The organism is Actinosynnema sp. NPDC050801 (assembly GCF_040673975.1).
Lineage (GTDB): Bacteria > Actinomycetota > Actinomycetes > Mycobacteriales > Pseudonocardiaceae > Actinosynnema.
The window spans coordinates 174935-194511 of sequence record NZ_JBFAQZ010000004.1; the positions used below are offsets into that span (position 1 = coordinate 174935).

17 protein-coding genes are annotated in these 19577 nt (G+C 72.8%); 7 read left to right on the forward strand and 10 right to left on the reverse strand.

Annotated elements, in window-relative coordinates:
- Nucleotides 1–84 precede the first annotated feature (84 nt).
- Entirely contained in the window at nt 85–2583 is a 2499-nt protein-coding gene (locus AB0K14_RS11270; RefSeq protein ID WP_360452054.1) for a tetratricopeptide repeat protein, read from the forward strand.
- Here AB0K14_RS11270 and AB0K14_RS11275 read toward each other — a convergent pair.
- Both AB0K14_RS11275 and pruA read right to left on the reverse strand, forming a co-directional pair.
- Entirely contained in the window at nt 2570–3493 is a 924-nt protein-coding gene (locus AB0K14_RS11275) for a proline dehydrogenase family protein (protein ID WP_360452056.1), read from the reverse strand. The genes AB0K14_RS11270 and AB0K14_RS11275 overlap by 14 nt on opposite strands.
- Before the next feature lie 2 nt (nt 3494–3495).
- A complete protein-coding gene (gene pruA / locus AB0K14_RS11280) occupies nt 3496–5121 on the reverse strand; it encodes an L-glutamate gamma-semialdehyde dehydrogenase (protein ID WP_360452057.1) in 1626 nt (541 codons plus the stop codon).
- Between the two features lie 114 nt (nt 5122–5235).
- Between pruA and AB0K14_RS11285 the strand changes: the two genes are divergently transcribed.
- Both AB0K14_RS11285 and AB0K14_RS11290 read left to right on the forward strand, forming a co-directional pair.
- Nucleotides 5236–6777 carry a helix-turn-helix domain-containing protein gene (locus tag AB0K14_RS11285; protein ID WP_360452059.1) on the forward strand — a complete coding sequence of 514 codons (1542 nt, stop codon included), beginning with the start codon at nt 5236–5238 and terminating at the stop codon, nt 6775–6777.
- Between the two features lie 32 nt (nt 6778–6809).
- Complete coding sequence (locus tag AB0K14_RS11290) at nt 6810–7844, forward strand: acyl-CoA desaturase (protein ID WP_360452061.1); 1035 nt, start codon at nt 6810–6812, stop codon at nt 7842–7844.
- On the opposite strand, the gene yidC is transcribed toward AB0K14_RS11290, so the two are convergent.
- The 5 genes from yidC to AB0K14_RS11315 are packed head-to-tail and all read right to left on the reverse strand — an operon-like array spanning nt 7753 to nt 11394.
- Nucleotides 7753–8421: a membrane protein insertase YidC gene (gene yidC, locus AB0K14_RS11295; protein ID WP_360452063.1), complete on the reverse strand. Its 669-nt coding sequence runs from the start codon at nt 8419–8421 to the stop codon at nt 7753–7755. The two genes, AB0K14_RS11290 and yidC, sit on opposite strands and share 92 nt — an antisense overlap.
- A gap of 39 nt (nt 8422–8460) precedes the next feature.
- A complete protein-coding gene (locus AB0K14_RS11300) occupies nt 8461–8748 on the reverse strand; it encodes a DUF6412 domain-containing protein (protein ID WP_360452065.1) in 288 nt (95 codons plus the stop codon).
- Nucleotides 8749–8768: 20 nt separating this feature from the next.
- Nucleotides 8769–9383 (reverse strand): uridine kinase, encoded by a 615-nt coding sequence (locus AB0K14_RS11305; RefSeq protein ID WP_360452067.1) that lies wholly within the window; start codon nt 9381–9383, stop codon nt 8769–8771.
- A complete protein-coding gene (locus AB0K14_RS11310) occupies nt 9380–9979 on the reverse strand; it encodes a DUF402 domain-containing protein (protein ID WP_360452069.1) in 600 nt (199 codons plus the stop codon). Before AB0K14_RS11310 ends, AB0K14_RS11305 begins: the two co-directional genes overlap by 4 nt.
- Nucleotides 9980–9984: 5 nt before the next feature.
- Nucleotides 9985–11394 carry a GAF domain-containing protein gene (locus AB0K14_RS11315; protein WP_360452071.1) on the reverse strand — a complete coding sequence of 470 codons (1410 nt, stop codon included), beginning with the start codon at nt 11392–11394 and terminating at the stop codon, nt 9985–9987.
- A 132-nt stretch (nt 11395–11526) separates the two neighbouring features.
- Here AB0K14_RS11315 and AB0K14_RS11320 point away from each other — a divergent pair, with 132 nt between their 5' ends.
- Nucleotides 11527–12837, forward strand: coding sequence for an aldehyde dehydrogenase family protein (locus tag AB0K14_RS11320; RefSeq protein WP_360452073.1), 1311 nt, complete (start codon nt 11527–11529; stop codon nt 12835–12837).
- Between the two features lie 36 nt (nt 12838–12873).
- Here AB0K14_RS11320 and AB0K14_RS11325 read toward each other — a convergent pair whose 3' ends face one another.
- Nucleotides 12874–14388: a beta-N-acetylhexosaminidase gene (locus AB0K14_RS11325; RefSeq protein ID WP_360452167.1), complete on the reverse strand. Its 1515-nt coding sequence runs from the start codon at nt 14386–14388 to the stop codon at nt 12874–12876.
- Between the two features lie 158 nt (nt 14389–14546).
- Nucleotides 14547–16031: a CYTH and CHAD domain-containing protein gene (locus AB0K14_RS11330; RefSeq protein WP_360452075.1), complete on the reverse strand. Its 1485-nt coding sequence runs from the start codon at nt 16029–16031 to the stop codon at nt 14547–14549.
- 149 nt (nt 16032–16180) lie between these two features.
- Here AB0K14_RS11330 and AB0K14_RS11335 point away from each other — a divergent pair, with 149 nt between their 5' ends.
- Complete coding sequence (locus tag AB0K14_RS11335) at nt 16181–16972, forward strand: hypothetical protein (RefSeq protein WP_360452077.1); 792 nt, start codon at nt 16181–16183, stop codon at nt 16970–16972.
- A gap of 136 nt (nt 16973–17108) precedes the next feature.
- Here the strand turns inward: AB0K14_RS11335 and AB0K14_RS11340 are convergent, their stop codons facing one another.
- Nucleotides 17109–17771, reverse strand: a complete 663-nt coding sequence (locus AB0K14_RS11340) for an HNH endonuclease family protein (protein ID WP_360452079.1) — start codon at nt 17769–17771, stop codon at nt 17109–17111.
- 71 nt (nt 17772–17842) lie between these two features.
- Here AB0K14_RS11340 and AB0K14_RS11345 point away from each other — a divergent pair, with 71 nt between their 5' ends.
- Both AB0K14_RS11345 and AB0K14_RS11350 read left to right on the forward strand, forming a co-directional pair.
- Complete coding sequence (locus tag AB0K14_RS11345) at nt 17843–18886, forward strand: sensor histidine kinase (RefSeq protein WP_360452081.1); 1044 nt, start codon at nt 17843–17845, stop codon at nt 18884–18886.
- The gene (locus AB0K14_RS11350; protein ID WP_360452083.1) at nt 18883–19536 is read left to right on the forward strand and encodes a response regulator transcription factor; all 654 of its coding nucleotides are present in this window, start codon (nt 18883–18885) and stop codon (nt 19534–19536) included. The genes AB0K14_RS11345 and AB0K14_RS11350 overlap by 4 nt, the downstream gene beginning before the upstream one ends.
- Nucleotides 19537–19577 lie beyond the last annotated feature (41 nt).

The following is a 19577-nucleotide window of genomic DNA, read 5'->3' on the forward strand; positions in this document are numbered from 1 at the left end:
AGTCGGGGTCCGACAATTCCCGCCCTCGGACCGAGGGTCGTTGGTCACCCGATCGTGGCTGAGAGGTGGGAGCAAGATGTGCTGGTGGATCACACCCCCTCGCCCGCCGAGCTGCTGGACCCACGGCGCGCGGTGGTGCCGTTCCACGGGCGCGCGGCCGAGCTGGCCGCCCTGACCCGGTGGCGGGACGGTGACGGGGTGCTGTCGCTGCTGCTCCTGCACGGTCCGGCGGGGGTCGGGAAGACTCGGCTGGCGGTGCACTTCGCCGCCGGCTCGACCGTCCGGGTCGTCGACGACGCCGACCTGGTCCCGTGGCGCGACCTCCACTACCTGATCTCCGCGGCCACCGACCGGACCCGGATCCTGCTGGTCGCCCGCACCACGGGCTGGTGGTGGTCCGCGATCCGCCAACGCGCCGCCGACCTGGGCTGCACCGCCACCGACCTCGCCGTCACCGCCTGCCCGGACGAGCACGAGACGTCCTTCGCCACCGCCTGCGCGTGCTTCGCCGACGCACTCGGCCGCCCGCGCCCCACCGCCGCGCCACCCATCGCGCCCACGCTGCACGACCTGCACCTGGCCGCCATCGCCGCCGTGCACGGCTCGCCCGCCGACGACCCGGTCGACCTCGTGCGCCGGCTGGTCGACGTCGACCCGAACCCGCCCGACCGCGGCCGGCTCGCGGAGGACGTCCTGGCCGTGACGCTGCTGGACGACCGGATCACCCCCGAACGCACACCGGACGCCCTGGAGACCCTGCTCCGCGCCGCCGACCGCTGGCCGCACGCCCGCCGCCGCGCCGAGGAGCTGTTCACCGCCCACCCGGACCTGGCGCGCACCGCCACCGGCGCCACCCTGAGGGCGCTGGTCGAGTCACCCGCACCGGCCAGGGCCGTCGCGCGGCACGTCTTCGACGACGCCCGCTTCCACGGCGACCCGCTGCCCGCCCTGCTCACCCGGACCCTCCTGGGCGGCGTCACCGGTAAGCCTGAAGCGGCCGAGCTGCACGGCGTGCTGTCCGCCCGCGCCGCCCTGGCCGGGTTGCACGAGGAGGCCCTGGCGGCCGCGCGCCGAGAGGTCGCCCTCTACCGCGAACTGGCCGAAGAGGACTCCGCCGAACACCGCCCGGCGCTCGCGGACGCGTTGGCGGACCTGGGTCTGCGGTACATCGCGGTCGGTCGACCGGAGGACGCCCTGGCCGTGTCCGAGGAGGCCGTGGCGCTGTGCCGGGTCGCCGCCGCCGAGGACGACGACTGCACGCCGCAACTGGCCGGCGCACTGAACCAGCTGAGCCGCCGCTACGCCGCGCTCGGCCGCCGGGACGAGGCGATGACCGCGGTGGGCGAGGCGTCCGGCCTCTACCGGGACCTCGCCGCCGCGCACCCGGCGTGGTTCCGGGTCGAGCAGGCGAAGGTGACCCACCACCACTCGCTGCGGCTGTTCGACGCCGACCGCGCCGACGAGGCGGCCTACGTGGCCGGGCTCGCGGTCGCGCAGTGGCGGGAGGTGGCGGCGGCGGACCCGCGCTACGAGGCCGAGTTCGCCCGCACGCTCGCCTCGATCGCGTCCGTGCTGTCCGCGCACGGCCGGCGTGACGACGCGGCGGACGTGGTGGAGGAGTCGATCGACGTGCTACGCAGGCTGGCCCGCGCCAACCCGCGCGACTTCGAGCCGGAGCTGGCCGCCGCGCTCGGCGCGCTGAGCGAGCTGCTGCGCGTGCTGGAACGCGACGCCGACGCGCTGCGCGTGTCCGAGGAGGCGGTGCTGGTGCGCCGTCGGATCGCCCGTGACGGCGACCCGCACGCGGTCGGACGCCTGGCCGTCGCGCTCGTCGACCAAGTCGACGTGCTGCCCGGTCCGGAACGCCTCGCCGCGGCCGAGGAGGCGGTGGAGCTGTTGCGCCCCTTGGCGATCGGCTTCCCGCTCGACCACCAGGTCTCGTGCACCGTCGCCCAGTCCCGGCTCGCCCGGCTGCTGCTCGCCGCCGGCCGCGAGGACGAGGCACGCCGGGTCGTGGACGAGGTGCTGGCCGCGGCACGGCGGCTGCCGCACCTGTCGCCGCCCGCGCACGGCGGCCGGCTCGCCTTGGCGTTGCGCGACCTGGCCGACAGCCTGGTCGAGCACGACCACGGGCACCTGGCGCTGCGGTCCGCCCAGCAGGTCGCCGAGATCTGGCGCGACCTGCCGGGCCGCAGCCGCGCCGCGTCGATCGCGTACGCCGTGGCCGTGCACCGGGTCGCCGTGCTGCTGCACGCCCGATCGGACCCCGAGGCGTGGACCCTCGCCCGGCACGCCGTCCTGGTGTGGCACCTGACCCGCACACCCGACGAACTGGCGACCGAGCCGCGTTATGCCGACGCGTTGGCGCTCCACGCGCGGCTGTGCGCCGAGTCGGGCCGGCACCTGGAGCGCGCGCTGTTGTCGGCACACCGCGCGATGGTGGTGCTGCGCGACTCGGGAGCCGCGCCGGACCTGTTCACGCGTGCCGCGCAAGCCGTGGACGCGGTGATCCGGGCGCACGCCGACCCGGAGGTGGCGCGCGCCCGGATGCGCGCGATGTCGGAGCCGGCTAGCCCGTGGTGACCAGCGAGCGGAGGAAGAAGGCCACGTTCGCCGGACGTTCGGCCAGCCGCCGCATGAAGTAGCCGTACCACTCGTCGCCGTAGGGCACGTACACCCGCATGCGGTTGCCCGCGGCGGCGATGCGGCGCTGCTCGTCGGGCCGGATGCCGTACAGCATCTGGTACTCGTAGGTGGCCGGCGACCGGTGCCCGGCCAGCTCGCCCGCGATCGCGATCAGCCGCGGGTCGTGCGAGGCGACCATCGGGTAGCCCTCGCCCGCCATCAGCACCTTCAGGCACCGCACGTACGACAGGTCGACCTCGGTCTTGTCCTGGAACGCCACCGAGGCGGGCTCCTGGTACGCGCCCTTGCACAACCGGACCCGCGACCCGGCGTGGGCCAGGTCCCGGCAGTCCTGCTCGGTGCGCTTCAGGTAGGCCTGGAGCACCGCGCCCACCCACGGGAAGTCCACCCGCAGCCCGCGCAGGATGCCCAGGGTGGAGTCGGTCGTGGTGTGGTCCTCCATGTCGAGGGTCACCGTGGTGCCGACCGCGCCGGCCGCCGAGCAGATGCGCCGGGCGTTCTCCAACGCGATCTTCTCGCCGTCCACCGGCAGGAACTGCCCCACAGCGGACAGCTTGACCGACACCTCGGCCCGCTCGGTGTGCCCGGCGAGTTCGAGCCGGCGCAGCAGGTCCAGGTAGGCCTCGACGGTGGCGGTGGCCTGCGCCGCGTCCCGGGTGTCCTCGCCGAGGTGGTCCAGCGTGACGTACCGGCCGTCGGCCAGCACCTCGCCGGTGGTGGCGACGGCCGCGTCGACGTCGTCGCCGGAGATGAAGCGCTCGACGACCGGCCGGGTCAACGGCGTGCGTTCGACCAGCTCGCGGATGGCGCCGGAGCGCGAGGCGGCGAGCAGCGTGGAGCGGAGCATGATCACCCCTGGTGCGGGTAGCGGTAGGAGGTGGGAGCCGCGAACGTCTCCTTGATCGAACGCGGGCTCACCCAGCGCAGCAGGTTGTGCACCGAGCCCGCCTTGTCGTTGGTGCCCGACGCCCGGCCGCCGCCGAACGGCTGCTGCCCGACGACGGCTCCGGTCGGCTTGTCGTTGACGTAGAAGTTGCCCGCGGCGAACCGCAGCTCCTGCTGCGCGTGCACGATCGCGGCCCGGTCCCGCGCGATGATCGCGCCGGTCAACGCGTACGGCGCGGCGCTCTCCATCTGCCGCAGCACGGTGTCGTAGTCGGCGTCGTCGAACACGTGCACCGCCAGCACCGGCCCGAAGTACTCGGTGGTGAACACCTCGTGCGTCGGGTCGGTGCCCAGCAGCACGGTGGGGCGCACGAAGAAGCCCTCGGAGTCGTCCGCCGTGCCGCCCGCGACGACTTCCAGCCGGTCGTCGCCGTGCGCGGCGGTCAACACCCCGTTCAGCTTGTCGAACGAACGCCGGTCGATGACCGCGCCCATGAAGTTCGACAGGTCCGTGACGTCACCCATGGTCAGCGACTCGACGTCGGCCAGGAAGTCGTCCTTCACCCGGTTCCACACCGAGCGCGGGACGTACGCGCGGGACGCGGCCGAGCACTTCTGCCCCTGGTACTCGAACGCGCCGCGGACCAGCGCGGTGCGCAGCACGTCCACGTCGGCCGACGGGTGGGCGAGCACGAAGTCCTTGCCGCCGGTCTCGCCGACGACCCGCGGGTACGAGCGGTAGTTCGCGATGTTCGCGCCCACCTGGCCCCACAGGTGCTGGAACGTCCGGGTGGACCCGGTGAAGTGGATGCCCGCGAGGTCCGGGTCGGCCAGCGCCACCTCGGACACCGCCAGGCCGTCACCGGGCAGCAGGTTGATCACGCCCGGCGGCAGGCCCGCCTCTTCGAGCAGCCGCATGGTCAGGTGCGCGGCGAAGCTCTGCGTCGGCGACGGCTTCCACAGCACCACGTTGCCCATCAGGGCGGGCGCGGTGGGCAGGTTGCCGGCGATCGCGGTGAAGTTGAACGGCGTGATCGCGTAGACGAAGCCCTCCAGCGGGCGGTGGTCCGTGCGGTTCCACACGCCGGGCGACGACTGCGGCTGCTCCTCCAGCAGTCGGCGGCCGAACGAGACGTTGAAGCGCCAGAAGTCGATCAGCTCGCAGGCGGCGTCGATCTCGGCCTGGATCGCGGTCTTCGACTGGCCGAGCATGGTGGCCGCGTTGAGCGTGGCCCGCCACCCGGTCGCGAGCAGGTCGGCGGCGCGCAGCAGGATCGCGGCGCGGTCGTCGTAGGACATCGCGCGCCACGCGGGCGCGGCCTGCTTGGCGGCGGCGATGGCGTCCCGCGTGTCCTGCCGGGTGGCGCCGTGGAGCGTGCCGAGGACGGCGCGGTGGTTGTGCGGCTGCACGACGTCGAAGCGCTCGCCGCCGCCCACCCGCTGCTCCCCGCCGATGGTGAGGGTCAGTTCGGTGGGCTCCTTGGCCAGCTCGGCCAGCTTCGCCTGCAGCTGCGCGCGTTCCGGGGTGCCGGGCGCGTAGCCGAGGACGGGCTCGTTCACCGGTGCGGGGACCGTGGTCACGGCATCCACGAGCAGCTCCTTCGCCACAGGGTTGGGGGTGTCCCAACGGTAGGACTTCCAACCATGCGTCCCGTTGTCCGCACGTCTAGGCTTGGGCACCCGTCGTTGTGGAACTGGACAAAGATGAGCCTGCGGCAGGTCCTGATCGCGCTCGGCGATCCGCTGGTGGAGGTGCAGGTCGCACCGCACGGGCTGGAGGCCGACGTCCTCGACGTGGTCATCCTCGACCCGGACGACCCGCCCGACGTGCGACCCGGCGACCTCGCGTTGATCATCGGTGCTCGCGGGCGTGCCGCGTCATCGCTGGTCAGGGCGGCGGGAGCCGGGGGAGCGGTGGCCGTGGCGGTGAAGGTCGACGCGCCGTCGCCGGTGCTGCGGCAGGCGGCGGCGGACGCGGGCGTGGCGCTGCTGGCCGTGCGGCCCGAGGTCCGCTGGGAACACCTCGAAGCGCTCGCCCGCGGCGTCGTGCACAACGCCCGCGTGGCGGCCGACGCGGGCGCGGGGGAAGTCCTCGGCGACCTGTTCGGCCTGGCCCAGACCATCGCCACGCTGACCGGCGGCATCGTCAGCATCGAGGACACCGCGAGCCGCGTGCTGGCCTACTCCCGCTCCACCGACGAGGTGGACGACCTGCGCAGGCTGTCCATCCTCGGCCGCCAGGGGCCCGAGCCGTACCTCAAGATGCTCCACGAGTGGGGCGTCTACCAGCGCCTGCGCTCCGGCGAGGAGGTCGTGCGCATCGACGAACGCCCCGAGCTGGGCATCCGTCGCCGCATCGCGGTCGGCATCCACGCGGGCGCGCAACCGCTCGGCACGATCTGGGTGCAGGAGGGCGGCACGCCGCTGACCGAGCAGGCCGAACGCGCCCTGCTCGGCGCGGCCCGCGTCACCGCCCTGCACCTGGTGCAGCAGCGGGAGCCGGCCGCCGCGTTCCGGGAGAACCTGCTCGCGTCCCTGCTCGACGGCCGGATGGACGCCGAGGCGATCGCCGAGCAGATCGGCGCCGACCCGGACAAGCCCGCCGCCGTCGTGGTGTTCGCCCTGCGCGGCCAGGAGCACGCCGACCGCACCGAGCACGAGCTGCGCCGGACCGAGATGACCAGCCTGATCTCCGTGCACGCCGCCGCGTACCGGCGCAGCGCCCTGGTCAGCCGGCAGAGCGGCCGCACGTACGCGCTGCTCACCGACCTGCCGCCGAAAGCACCGCTGCTGACGTTGACCAAGGAGATCGTGGCCGCCGCGAGCAGGCACATGGGCCTGCGTGTGCAGGGCGCGATCGGCTCGACGGTGCCCACCGTGGACGAGGTGATGGTCTCCCGCGAGGAGGCCGACCGCGTGCTCGACGCGATGTCCCGCGACCTCGACGCCGACGTGGCCACCCTCGAAGACGTCCGGTCCCGCGTGTTGATCAGTGAAACGCTCGCCCTGCTGGCCGAGCACCCGCGCATCCGCGATCCGCGCCTCGCCGGGCTCGATGGGGAACTGGCGCGTTCACTTTTGGCCTACTGGGATGAATTCGGCGACGTGAAAAGCGCAGCCGCCAAGCTGCACGTGCACCCGAACACCCTCCGATACCGCGTCCGACGTGCGGCGGAGGTCGGCGGATTCGATCTCGACGACCCGCTGCTCCGGTTGTTCGCCCAGTTGCAACTCAGGCTGGGCTGAACCGACGGCGGCTCGCGCCGTACCCTCCGGGAGTGAGCACCCAAGCCCGCGGCAGCGACTTCGCTGAATTGTCCAGGTTGGTCAAGCAGCAAGGTCTGCTGGACCGGCGCATCGGTTTCTACATCACGTTCCTGGTCGGTGTGATCGCCGCGTTCGGCCTCACCGGGGTGTCGATGGTGCTGATCGGCGACTCGTGGTGGCAGCTCGTGCCGGCCGCGGTCCTCGGCATCGTCTTCACCCAGATCGCGTTCCTCGGGCACGACGCCGGCCACCGGCAGGTCTTCGCCGAGCACCGGTACAACCAGACCATGGGCCTGCTGCTGGGCAACCTGCTCGTCGGTGTGGGCTACGGCTGGTGGATGGGCAAGCACACCCGCCACCACGCCAACCCCAACCACGAGGACGAGGACCCGGACGTCGACATCGCCGTCCTCGCGTTCAGCGCCGAGCAGGCCGAGCGCAAGCGCGGCTTCTTCCGGTGGGTCGTCAAGCGCCAGGCGTGGCTGTTCTTCCCGCTGCTGCTGCTCGAAGGCTTCAGCCTGCACATCATCAGCACGGCCGCCGCGGCGCGCCGCGAGGTCAAGGGCTGGCAACTGGAGCTGGTGCTGCTGGGCCTGAACTTCGCCGTCTACCTGACCACCGTGTTCCTGCTGATGTCCCCGGTCAAGGCGCTGGTGTTCATCGCGGTCCACCAGGGCGTGTTCGGCGTCTACATGGGCATCTCGTTCGCGCCCAACCACAAGGGCATGCCGGTGCTGCAGGCGGGCCACCAGCTCGACTTCCTGCGCAAGCAGGTGCTGACCTCGCGCAACGTCACCGGTGGCTGGTTCACCGACTTCCTGCTCGGCGGGCTGAACTACCAGATCGAGCACCACCTGTTCCCGAGCATGCCGCGACCGCACCTGCGCCGGGCGCAGGCGCTGGTCCGCGACTTCTGCCACCGCCACTCGGTCTCCTACGCCGAGTGCGGCCTGTTCACGTCGTACGGGTACGTGCTGAAGTACCTGCACGAGGCGGGAGCTGAACTACGCGGTACAGGAAAGCTCGCTCCAGCAGGGTCCAGGTAGTCGTCGTCACGAGGTAGATCCCGGCCGCCAGCGGCAGCACGGCGGCGATCAGCACGGTCCCGAACGGCAGGAGCCGCAGCAGTGCCGCGAACGGCGGCTGCGGCCCGCCGGTGCGCCGGGCGACCGCCGCCTGCCAGCGCGACGTCGCGAACGCGACCCCGGTGAGCACGGCGAACAGGCCCAGGAACACGGGCGTGTGCGCCCACACGCCGAACCAGTGCGCGCCCAGCGGCACGCCCAGCAGCGTGCCGTCCAGCAGCGGGTTCGGCGTGGTGACCAGGCGGTACATCACCATGAAGAACGGCACCTGCACCAACGCGGGCAGGCACCCGGCCAGCATGGACGTGCCGTTGGACCGGTACAGCTCCAGCGTCTTCTCCTGGAGCTTCACCCGGTCCTTGCCGTACTTCTCGGTCAGGGCGCGGAGGTCGGGCGCCACCGCGGCGCGGGCCTTCTCACCGCGCACGGCGGCGCGGCTGAGCGGGTGCATGAGCAGTCGGACGACGACGGTGAAGGCGACGATGGCCAGGGCGGGCGTGGCGAACGCGGCCAGGGCTGAGCCCAGGGCGTGGAACAAGGGGGAACTCCGTCCTCAGAGCAAGGGGAACAACGGGCCTCAGGAGCTGAGGCCGAGTCCCGGTGCCCGGGGACGGGGACGGCCCGCCGCGTCGGGGTCGCGCAGCCGCAGGAACGCGGCGCGCAGTGACTTCTCGCGGATCGACAGCGACCGCACCCACGCGGGCGCGGACCGCACCACCGGTGCGGTGGTGAGCAGCAGCACGACCAGGGCCACGGCCGTCACGGCGGCCAGCACCTCGGCGGGGGTGCCGAGCAGGGTGAGGGCGTAGACGGCCAGGAGGCACGACGCAGCCGAGTGCGCCAACAACAGCCGCAGCCCGGACATGCCCCCACCTCCCCCTGGACTCAGTTCACTGTACCCACGAGCGCGGGCCGGGCGGGGTGGTCGTAGCGCACCGTCACATCGGCCTGCGGCTCGTAGGAGGCGTACGCGGGCACCGTCCAACGCCATTCGTCGGGCACCTGCCGTTCGAGCGCGCCCGGCGAGAGCCACAGGTGCGCGGTCAGCTCCGCGGGCAGCCACTTGTCCAGCAGCACGGTGCCGTCCACCAGCAGCACGCCACCCGCGCCGAGCGTCACGTAGTCGGCCCGGTGTGCCCGGTCCGTCGCCGCGTTCCACAACGCCGGCAGCACCCGTCCCGACCCGCCGGGGTCGAGCGGCTCCAGCACCTCGCGGATCAAACCGCCGACGTCGAGCCACGAGTCGCGGAACGAGTCCGGGTCCTCGTGGCCGTGCTCCAGCCGCACCGACGCGGGCCGCAGGAAGTCCCAGGCCGACACCCGCAGCACCGGACGTCCCAACGCGCGCAGCGGCTCCACGAGGGCGTCCGCCAGCTCACCCGGCTTGGTCGGCAGCGCGCCGTCGACCAGCACCCGTGCCCACGTGGTGCGCGGCAGCGCGTCGATCCGCCCGACCAGCTCGTCCACGAGGGTCTGCGGCGAGAGGGGGACGACCTTCACGGCAGCGGGTGGTCCTGCCAGCCGGCAGGCAGCACGGGCACCGGCAGGCCCGGGTCCGGCTCCCACGCACCCCATTCCGGATCCCACCACGTGGTGCCGTCGGTCAACATCGCCTCGACCTCCTTGGCGGTCCGCCGGATCTCCTCGGCCTCGGCGGCGCCGTACTTGCCGTCGGCGACCATCTCCTCGAACTCGTCGCGGTCCAGCTCACCCCAGTCGCCGTCGACCGGCACCCAGAAGTCCAGCGCGTGGTCGAGCGTGTCGAAGCCGAGGGCGGTGCGGCGGAACGGGGCTTGGAGGTTGAGGTAGAAGCCCGCGAACCGGCGCTGGTCACCCTGCCAGTACAGGTCGACCGAGTAGGCGTCGCCGGGGCGGTGCAGCTGGAGCTTGCCGATGCCGGTCCAGCGCGTGCGGCCCGACTCCTGCCAGTGATGGGTCCGCGGGTGCGGGTAGAAGCCGAACTCGGTGCCCGGCGCGGTGAACACGACCAGCAGGTCCGGCCCGTCCTGCACCACCCTGGTCGGCGTCACCACCCACGGTCTGCCGTGCAGCACCTCGCGGCGCAACGCCACGTCCCCCGGCTGGAAGTACCCCATGCCGATCAGGTTAAGGCCCGCCGCAGCCGGCCCACCGCCACCTCGCGACGCGGGTCGGTGCGCGGCAGGACGCGGACCAGGCGTTCCAGCACCGTGACGTCCTGCGCGACCAGGCCGAACGCCCACAGCGCCTCGACGTCGCCCCGTTCCAGCACGCCCCGGCGCAGCGCCGCCGCCAGGTCCTCCCGCTCCTCGCGCACCACCGGCGCCTCGGACCGGGGTAGCAGTTCGCCCCGGTACGCCGCCGCGGCCGTGCCGACATCACCGGCGCGCAAGGCGTCACGCACCGCCAGGAAGTCGCCGCGCACGTCCGCCGACAGCCGGTACGGCCTGGTCAGCAGCACCGCGCCGAGCTGGGCGCGCAGTCGGTGCAGCTCGGCGCGCACGGTCGTCGGGTTGCCGCGCTCGCCGTACAGGTGCAGCGCCAGCCGCTCGGCCGTCAGCCCGCGCGGGTGCAGCGCCAACGCCGTCAGCAGCTCCGCGTGCCGCAACGACAGCGGCAACGGCCGCCCGGCCAGCGACCCGGTCGGGTCGCCCAGGAACCGCAGCGACAGCACGGGTCTTCGGGTGCCCGGTCGTGGCACCCGAAGCAGGTACCCCTCGTCCAACTGCTCCAGGACCGCTTCCCGCCCGTCGGCCAGCCGCACGCCCTCGCCGGTCACGTCCACGCGGCGGTCCGGCAGACCGGGCTCGGCGGCCAGCACCCGGCCGCTCGGGCTCAGCAACGCGCCCGGCTCACCGCGCAGGCCGATCAGGTGCCGCATGTTCGCCGACCGCAGCCGCTCGTCGCCGGCCGCCAGCCGCACCTGCAACTGGCCCTCCGCCAACCTCGCGGCGGCCGACACCAGCGCCACCAGCGCCGGGTGCGTGCTGCTCAACGGGCCGCTCACGTCGACCACGCCGATCGTGCGGCCGGTGTCCGGGTCGCGCACGGGGCTCGCCGCGCACGTCCACCCGTGGTAGGTCCGCACCAGGTGCTCGGCGGAGTGCACGGTCACCGGCCTGCCGACCACCAGCGCCGTGCCCATCGCGTTCGTGCCGATCGCCGTCTCGCTCCAGCACGTGCCCTCGGCCAACCGCACCCGTTCGGCCAGGCCGCGCACGGACGTCGAGCCCTCGCACCACAGGATGTTGCCGTCCGCATCGGTGATGATCATGACGTGCTGCGCCTCGTCGGCGATGCCGACCAGCGTCTCGCGCAACACCGGCAGCGCCGCCGCGATCGGGTGCGCCCCGCGCCGGTCGGCCACCTCGGCCGGGTCGAGCACGACGGGCGCCTCGTGCCGGTCCGGGTCGATCCGCGCGGCCAGCGACCGCCGCCACGACTCCACGATCAGCTCACGTGCGCCGTGCACCCGTTCCCCGCTCAGCACCAGGTCACGCGCGTGCGCGAGCCGTCGCAGGTCCGGTTGCATGGGGCCTCCCCGCCCAGGATGACCCGCCGCGGCCGATCGCGGCAAGCCGATCGCTGGTCCATTCGGGTGCAACGGGACTGCAACGTCGTGCGTCCCACGCTGGTGCCGACGACCAACGCGGGGAGGCGGGACATGGCGAGGTACGCGGCGCCGGGCGCGCAGGGCAGCGTGGTGTCGTACCGGGACCGGTACGACCACTTCATCGGCGGCGAGTACGTGCCGCCCGCCGGGGGCGGCTACTTCGCCGACCGCACCCCGGTCACCGGCGAGGTGTTCACCGAGGTGGCTCGGGGCACGGCGGAGGACCTGGACCGGGCGCTGGACGCCGCCCATGGCGCCGCCCGCCGGTGGGGCCGCACGTCGGTCGCCGAACGGGCGAACGTGCTCAACGAGATCGCCGACCGGATCGAGGACGACCTCGAAGCCCTCGCCGTGGCCGAGACGTGGGAGAACGGCAAGCCGGTCCGCGAGGCGCTGGCCACCGACCTGCCGCGGGCGGTGGACCACTTCCGCCACTTCGCGGGCGTGGTCCGGACGCAGGAGGGCGGCATCTCGCGGATCGGCGAGGATCTTGTGGCCCACCACTTCCCGGAGCCGATCGGCGTCGTCGGCCAGGTCGTCCCGTGGCACCGGCCGCTGCTCACGGCGGCGGCCGGACTCGCGCCGGCGCTGGCCGCCGGCAACACCGTGGTGCTCAAGCCCGCCGAGCAGACCCCGGCGTCGATCCACGTGCTGGTGGGCCTGATCGCCGACCTGCTGCCGCCCGGCGTGGTCAACGTCGTGAACGGGCTCACCAACGGGACGTCGGAGACCGGCAGGCACCCGCACGTCTTCCTCGCCGACGTGGCCGCGCACCGCGACGCGTTCTACGACAAGGCGTTGCGGGGCTTCAGCACCTTCGCCCTCGGCCAGGCGCTGGTGCAGAGCCCGGTCCACGACCGGTTCCTCGTCGACGTCACCGAGCGGGCCGCGGCGGTCCGGCCCGGCCACCCGCTGGACACCGCGACCGCGGTCGGAGCGCTGACCACCCGCGAGCAGGTGGACGGGTTCACGGCGCAGGTCGAGACCGCCGAGCGGCAAGGCGCCCGGGTGGTGTGCGGTGGCGAGCGCGTGGACCTCGGCGGTGAGCTGTCCGGCGGGTACTACGTCACGCCGACGGTCATCGAGGGCCGGAGGTGCCCCGACCAGGCGGACGTCGGCGGCCCGGTCGTGTGGCTGACCCGGTTCGACGACGTCGACGACGCGGTGAAGGCGGCGAACGAGACCGCGCGCGGCGTCGGCGCGGGCGTCTGGTCCCGGGACACCGCCGTGGCCGACCGCGTCGCACGGCGGATCAACGCCCGCCGCGTCTGGCTGAACACGTTCCGGTCCGACGTCGGCAACCGCGCCGCGATCGACCACTACCAGCAGGTCAAGACCATCCTGGTGGAGAGCCCCTGGTGAGGGAGGCGGCACCGGGCCGCCTCCCCCGACCGGGCACTACTTCCAGGGCACCTGCGGCGAGGCGTAGTAGTTCACGCCCATCACGTCCCACCGGTCGGCCTGCGCCGCCAGCCGGACCTTGAACCGGTCCCAGTCGTGCGTCGACCACGGCGACCAGCCCAGCTCCGCGATCGCGGGCAGGCGCGGGAACGTCAGGTGCTCCAGGTCGGTCGAGTCGGTGATGGTCTCGCTCCACAGCGGCGCCTCGACACCGCGCACCGCCTCGGGCGGCAACCCCTCGATGTACGCGCCGGGGTTCCAGTCGTACGCGTCCTGCACGTCGGTGTACCCGGCCCAGCTCAACCCGAGCTTGGTGTTGGCGTCGTACTTCATGTCCAGGTACGCCTTGGTCGCGGGCGACAGCACGATCTCGCTGCCCCGCGCGGCCGCCTCGACCATGTCCGGCGCGACGGTCTTGGTGCCCCAGAACTGCGGCACCGCCGACGCCGGCGGACCGGCCTTGACGAACTCGTGCCACCCGGTCGCGGTCTTGCCGTGCTTGGCGACCAGCGGCAGCACCTTGTCCATGAACAGGTCGAAGTCCGGGTCGGTGGTGGCGTGCGCCTCGTCGCCGCCGATGTGGAGGTACTCGCCCGGCGTCAACGCGGCCAGTTCGCGCAGCACGTCGTCCACGAACCTGTAGGTGATGTCCTTGTCGATGCACAGTGAGCTGAAGCCGACCTCGATGCCGGTGTAGAGCGGCGGCGCGACGCCGTCGCAGTTCAGCTCCGGGTACGACGACAGCGCGGCGTTGGTGTGGCCGGGCATGTCGATCTCCGGGATCACCGTGATGTGCCGTGCGGCGGCGTAGGCCACCAGGTCCTTGTACTGCTCCTGCGTGTAGTACCCGCCGCGACCGCCGCCGACCTCCGTGCTGCCGCCGTGCACGGTCAGGTTGGGCCAGCTCTTGATCTCCAGCCGCCAGCCCTGGTCGTCGGTCAGGTGCAGGTGCAGCCGGTTCACCTTGTACAGCGCGATCTGGTCGACGTACCGCTTGACCTCGTCGACGGAGAAGAAGTGCCGGGCCACGTCGAGCATCGCGCCCCGGTGGGCGTAGCGCGGGTAGTCCAGCACCCGGCCGCCCGGCGCGGTCCACGGTCCGCGCTGCCTGGCCTTGGCCTCCACCTTCGCGGGCAGGATCTGCCGGAACGTCTGCACGCCCGCGAACAGGCCCGCCGCCGTCCGGGCCCGGATCAGCACGCCGCGCCGCGTCACGTCGAGCTGGTAGCCCTCCGCGCCGACCCGGGCGTCCGCGCCGACGAGCAGCAGCGAGATGTGCCGGCCGGACGCGCCGGGCACGACCGGCAGCCGGTAGCCCGTGGACGGGCGCAGCACGCCCGCCAGGAACTCGCCGACCCGCTTCGCCTCGGCCGAGCCGGGATGGGTGTAGATCCTGGTGTCCGCGCTGAGCGTGAACGTCACGCCCGGCCGCGGGGTGACTGTGACGGGAGCGGGCACGATGTGCTGCAACGGCGTCTCCGGAGCTGCGTGGGCGGGAACCGCCGCGCCCACCGCGCCGACGAACAGCAGCGCGACGAGCACTCGACCGAACCCGCGCCGTCCGGCGCCTTCTGTGGGAAGCACTGACGTCCTCCTGGTCAGCGTGGATCACCGAGCGGCGGCCCAGCCACCGTTTCAGCCGCACCAGCAGGTGTCAAGGTCCAGACCAATTACGGCAGCTTCGGTTTCCCGAGACCACGCCAGACGGCGGGGAAGCGGTCCTCCACGCGCTGTGCCGCCGCCGTCTCCAGGCCGTGCAGCAGACCGAACGTGAAGCCGTTCTCCCCGTCCAGCTGCGCCTTCGCGCCGAGCTCGCGCAGCACTGGACGCGCGACCACGCCGTCCTGGTGCTCGCCGAGCAGCTCCTGCACCGCCTTGACCTTCTTGCGGTACCGCTCGGCCCGCTTGCCGAACCGCGGCTCGGACACCTCCACCGCGTACCGCAGCCGCTTGGCCGCCTTGCGCGCCTCGTGCAGCTCGACGTCGTCGTGCGCGGCCTCGGCCCGCTTGGCCAGCCGCCGGTAGGCCTTGGCGATCAGGTCGGGCAGCACCTTCGCGGCCTTCTCGCGGGCGACCGGCGTGAACGGCGGCGCGGCGACCAGCGAGTCGACCGCGTCGAGCAGGGCGAAGTACCGGTCGCTGTCCAACGCCGCCACGGCCGCCTCGTGCGCGGCGGCCTCCAGCGGCGCGAAGTGCCGGGTCAGCTGGGCCGGCACCGGGCCGAGCACCAGCTCCTGGGACAGCTCGGCGACGTGGTCCTCGAACCGGGACCGCAGCACCTCCAGGTCGCGGGCCTCGCCGAGCACGCCCGCGAGCCACTTCAGCTCGTCGGTCAGCTCACGCGTGCTGTCACGCTCCACGATCGTGCCGAACGCCTGTAGCGCGCTGCGCATCCGCCGCGTCGCCACACGCATCTGGTGCACCGCGTCGTTCTCGCCCCGGCGGACCCGCGGATCGTGCAGCTTCAGCGCGTCGGCCTGCGCGTGCAGGTACGCCAGCACCACGTCACCGGCGGACCTGCCGGCGGTGGTCGGCGGGGTGGTGGTGGCCATCCGGTCGGCCAGCAGGCGGGTGAGCTTCGCCGACGACGTGGACCGGCTGATGCCCGCGTCGGCCAGCCGTGCCTCGACCCGGTCCAGCAGGGCGACGTCACCGCCTTCGCCGAGCTCCACCTCGACCTCGCGCCAGGAGTCGACCGGCGAGTCGTCCGCCAGGGACTGCCCCGACACCAGGTCCTCGACCACCTCGGCGAGCAGACGGCCCTTGTCGTCCACCAGTTGCAGGCGGTGCCGCGTGGTCTGGATGCGCGCGACCGGCGCCAGCTCGTGGCCGCGGGCGTGCACCTGGACCAGTGAGCCGAGCTGCTTGGGCGGGTGCTTGGCCGCGCGGCCGGGTGGCAATCGCACCTCTTCCCGCGTGTCCACGCCCGCCGGCAGCTTCAGGTGCCAGCCCGCGTCGTCACCGCCCGTGCGGCGGCGCAACGTCAACCCGGCCCGGGCGAGCCTCAGGTCGGCGGTGTCGTAGTAGACCGCCTCCAGCCGCAGCTCCTCCGGGCCCGCCACGGCCGCGACGCCCGGCAGACCGGCCAGGTCCGGCAGCGCGGTGCCGTCGTTGGCCTCGTACTTGCGTTCCGTCTCGTGCACCGACGTCGACATGTACAAGACATATACCGTTTGGGTGCAAACCAGACATGTCACGGTGCGTGATCGACCGTTAACCATGCCGGGGGTTTGTGTCGGCCCGTACGCGTGGTTTATCGGTTTCGTCCCTGGACCGGGCCCCGCAGTGCGGTTGGCTGGTTCGCGTGCCCACTGAGAAGGAACGGCTCGACGACGTCGAGCCGACCGTTGCTGATCTCGTCGCCACCACGCAGGCGTTGACGGCCGAACTCGGTCGGGTGAGCGCCCGCCTGCTGGTCCTGGAACGCAGGCTGTCCGGCGCCGGATCGGGTCCGGACGAGGACCTCGACTCGGTCGACGGCATCGTCGAGACCGTCCGTGCGCTGCGCGCCGCGTGGGACGCGGAACAGGAGCTGCTGGCCGACTCGGTCCGCGCGGAGCTGCAGGCCGACGTCGCCGAGTACGAGTCGCTCAAGCAGCAGCGGGACGCGGGGCTGGCCAAGCTCTCGGCGGGCCGGATGCCGCGCTTCGAGCGGGACGCGTTGCAGCACGAGGTGCAGAACCTGGACTGGCGGGTCAACGCCCAGGAGGCGGGCGCGATGGCCGCCGCGCACCGGCTGGGCGCCGACCAGCTGGCCGCCGAGGAGCCGTGGCGCGCGGAGGCCGTGGTGGCGGGGGAGAAGGCGCGCCAGGAGGTCCTGGACATCGCCCGCCGCAGGCTCGACCGCGCCCTGGCCGCCGACACCCGCCTGCCGCTGTGGTTCCGCGTCGGCCTGGGCGAGATCACCAGCCCCGACCCGTCCCGCTGGGTCGAGGCGGCCGTGGCCCTGATCGCCTACCGCCTTGAGTACGGCGTCACGGACCCGATCTCACCACTGGGCGAGGTCCCGTCGGCCTCCTCCGGCTTCGCCGCCTGGGTCCGCCGGGCCGAGGCCTTCACCGACATCGTCGACCAGCTGGAGAACCTGCGCCCCTAGCCGCGAGGTCGCGTCGGTCGTTCGTGACTCATTTTCCGGCGGTCACGCTCTTCGATCGTCGGAAGATCAGGCGCGAACGACCGACTTCCAGGCGACCGAGCCGCCGTCTGCGGAGCAGCGGCCGTTCAACACAGCCTCAGCACGTCTTGAGCATCGCACCCAGCGCGTCGCGCTCCGCCTCGTCCACGGTCAGCGAGTACAGCGTCTTCACCGAGATCACGGCCCGCGCGTACGTGCACCAGTACGTCTGCACCGGCGGCTTCCACTTGGCGGCGTCCTGGTCGCCCTTGGACCGGTTGCTGTTCGCCGTCACCGCGATCAGCTGCAACCCGCCGAGGTCGTTGGCGAACTTCTCCCGCTGCTCGTCGGTCCACTTGTCCGCACCCGACCGCCACGCCTCCGCCAGCGCCACGGTGTGGTCGATGTCGAGATCACGCGCCTCGGTGACGACCACGCCGTCGTACACGCTCGTCCACGTGCCCGAGGTGACCTTGCAGCCCTCACCGGTCCGCACGTCCGCGCCCTGCCGCTGCAACACCACCTCACGCGTGTCGCACCCGTCGCCCTGGCCGCTCCAGTGCGGGAACCGGTCGCGGCTGTAGCCCGCCATCTTCCCCTCCGGCGCCACGGTCAACGCCGCGAGCTGCGCCGCCGGGTCGTCACCGGGCGAGGCCGGCCCCGTCGGCACCGTCGCGGTGGACGAGGTGTCCGGTGTGAGCACGTCCACCCCGCACCCGGCGATGATCATCAAGATCACCGCGACCCCGCTGACAACCGTGGCCGACCGCTTGCCGCTCATGCCCCCATGATCAGCGATGATCGCCCCGATCGGAACACCGGGGCCGAAATACTCCGGAATAATCCTCCGACGTGCGCCGCATTCGACAGTCGTTCGACGTGTTCGTGCCGGCCGCGATCGGTGTGCTCGTCGCGTTCGTGGTCCTGGCGACCTCCGCCTCCACGGCCGCCATCGCGGTGCCCGCCGCGCTGGCGGCGTTGGCGTCAGGCGCCGCGCTGTGGTGGCGACGCCGCAATCCCGTGCTCGTCATGGGAATCGCGCTGGCCGGTTGCCTGGTGGTGCAGCTGGTCGCGCCGATGACGGTGTTCCCTCTCGCCGCGCTCGTCGCCCTCGGCTCCCTGGCCGCCGCACGCCCGCCGTGGTTCTCCTTGCCCGCCTTGGGTTTGCTGCTCGGCCTGATCTCGTTGAACTTCCGCACCACGACCGCCGACGACACCCAGTTCGTGATGGCGGTCGCGGTGGTGGTGTGGGCGTTGGGCGAGGCGGTGCGCAACCGGCGGGTCGCGGTGGCCCAGGCGGCGCAACGCGCGGTGGGCGAGGAGCAGGCCCGGATCGCCCGGGAACTCCACGACGTCATCGCGCACGGCGTCTCGGTGATCGTGGTGCAGGCCGCCGCGGCGGACGACGTGTTCGACCGACGTCCCGACCGGGCCAAGGAGGCGTTGCGCTCGATCGAGGCGACCGGTCGGGCGACCCTGGAGGAGTTGCGCAAACTCCTCGGCGCCGTGCGCCCGGAGGAACGCCCGGGACTAGACCGGCTGGCGGAGCTGGTGGAACCCCTTCGTGCCGCGGGTTTGCGCGTCGACGTGCGCCACGAGCCCGTGCCGCTGCCCGCGGGTGTCGACCTGTCGGCGTACCGGATCGTGCAGGAAGCGTTGACGAACACGCTCCGGCACGCGCGCGCCGGCCGCGCGGAAGTGTTGGTGCGCACCGATTCCGGTGTGCTGGAGCTGGAGGTCCGCGACGACGGTCGCGGCGGCGTGGCGGGATTCGGCCGCGGCATCACGGGGATGCGCGAACGGGCCGCGCTCCTCGGCGGCACGGTCGACGCGGGTCCGCTGCCCGAGGGCGGTTTCCTCGTGCACGCCCGCCTGCCGCTGGCGGTGACCACGTGACCCGCGTGCTCATCGCCGACGACCAGGCATTGGTGCGCGGCGGTTTCCGGATGATCCTGGAGTCGCGCGACGACCTCGACGTGGTCGGCGAGGCGGCGGACGGCGCGCAAGCCGTGGCGTTGACCGCGGAGCTCGACCCGGACGTCGTGCTGATGGACGTGCGGATGCCGGGCGTGGACGGCCTGGAGGCGACCCGCCGCATCGTCACGTCGGGCAGCCCGGCCCGCGTCCTGGTGCTGACCACCTACGACGTGGACGACTCGGTGTACGCGGCGCTGCGCGCGGGCGCGAGCGGGTTCCTGCTCAAGGACGTGCGGCCGGTCGAGCTGGTGGAGGCGGTGCGGGTCGTCGCACGGGGTGACGCGCTGCTCGCGCCGTCGGTGACCCGCCGCCTGCTGGACCGGTTCGTGGACGCGCTGCCCGCGCCGTCACCGCGCGCGTTGGACGCCTTGACCGACCGCGAGGTGGAGGTGCTGCGGCTGGTGTCGTCGGCGCTGTCCAACGCCGAGATCGCCCGGCACCTCGTGCTCACCGAGGCGACGGTCAAGACGCACGTGTCCGCGGTGCTGCGCAAACTGGGCCTGCGCGACCGCGTCCAGGCCGTGGTGCTGGCGTACGAGGTGGGGCTGGTCCGGCCGCGCTCCACCTGAAGGAGGAGGCCGGACACCGTTCTCACGCCTGATGTGACGAC

What these genes read in the sequence shown, in the direction of transcription:
- AB0K14_RS11315 (WP_360452071.1), bottom strand. Translation starts at nt 11,394, where the DNA reads ATGCAACCGGACCTGCGACGGCTCGCGCACGCGCGTGACCTGGTGCTG.
- AB0K14_RS11310 (WP_360452069.1), bottom strand. Translation starts at nt 9,979, where the DNA reads ATGGGGTACTTCCAGCCGGGGGACGTGGCGTTGCGCCGCGAGGTGCTG.
- AB0K14_RS11275 (WP_360452056.1), bottom strand. Translation starts at nt 3,493, where the DNA reads ATGCTCCGCTCCACGCTGCTCGCCGCCTCGCGCTCCGGCGCCATCCGC.
- AB0K14_RS11330 (WP_360452075.1), bottom strand. Translation starts at nt 16,031, where the DNA reads ATGTCGACGTCGGTGCACGAGACGGAACGCAAGTACGAGGCCAACGAC.
- AB0K14_RS11300 (WP_360452065.1), bottom strand. Translation starts at nt 8,748, where the DNA reads ATGTCCGGGCTGCGGCTGTTGTTGGCGCACTCGGCTGCGTCGTGCCTC.
- AB0K14_RS11320 (WP_360452073.1), top strand. Translation starts at nt 11,527, where the DNA reads ATGGCGAGGTACGCGGCGCCGGGCGCGCAGGGCAGCGTGGTGTCGTAC.
- AB0K14_RS11285 (WP_360452059.1), top strand. Translation starts at nt 5,236, where the DNA reads ATGAGCCTGCGGCAGGTCCTGATCGCGCTCGGCGATCCGCTGGTGGAG.
- AB0K14_RS11340 (WP_360452079.1), bottom strand. Translation starts at nt 17,771, where the DNA reads ATGAGCGGCAAGCGGTCGGCCACGGTTGTCAGCGGGGTCGCGGTGATC.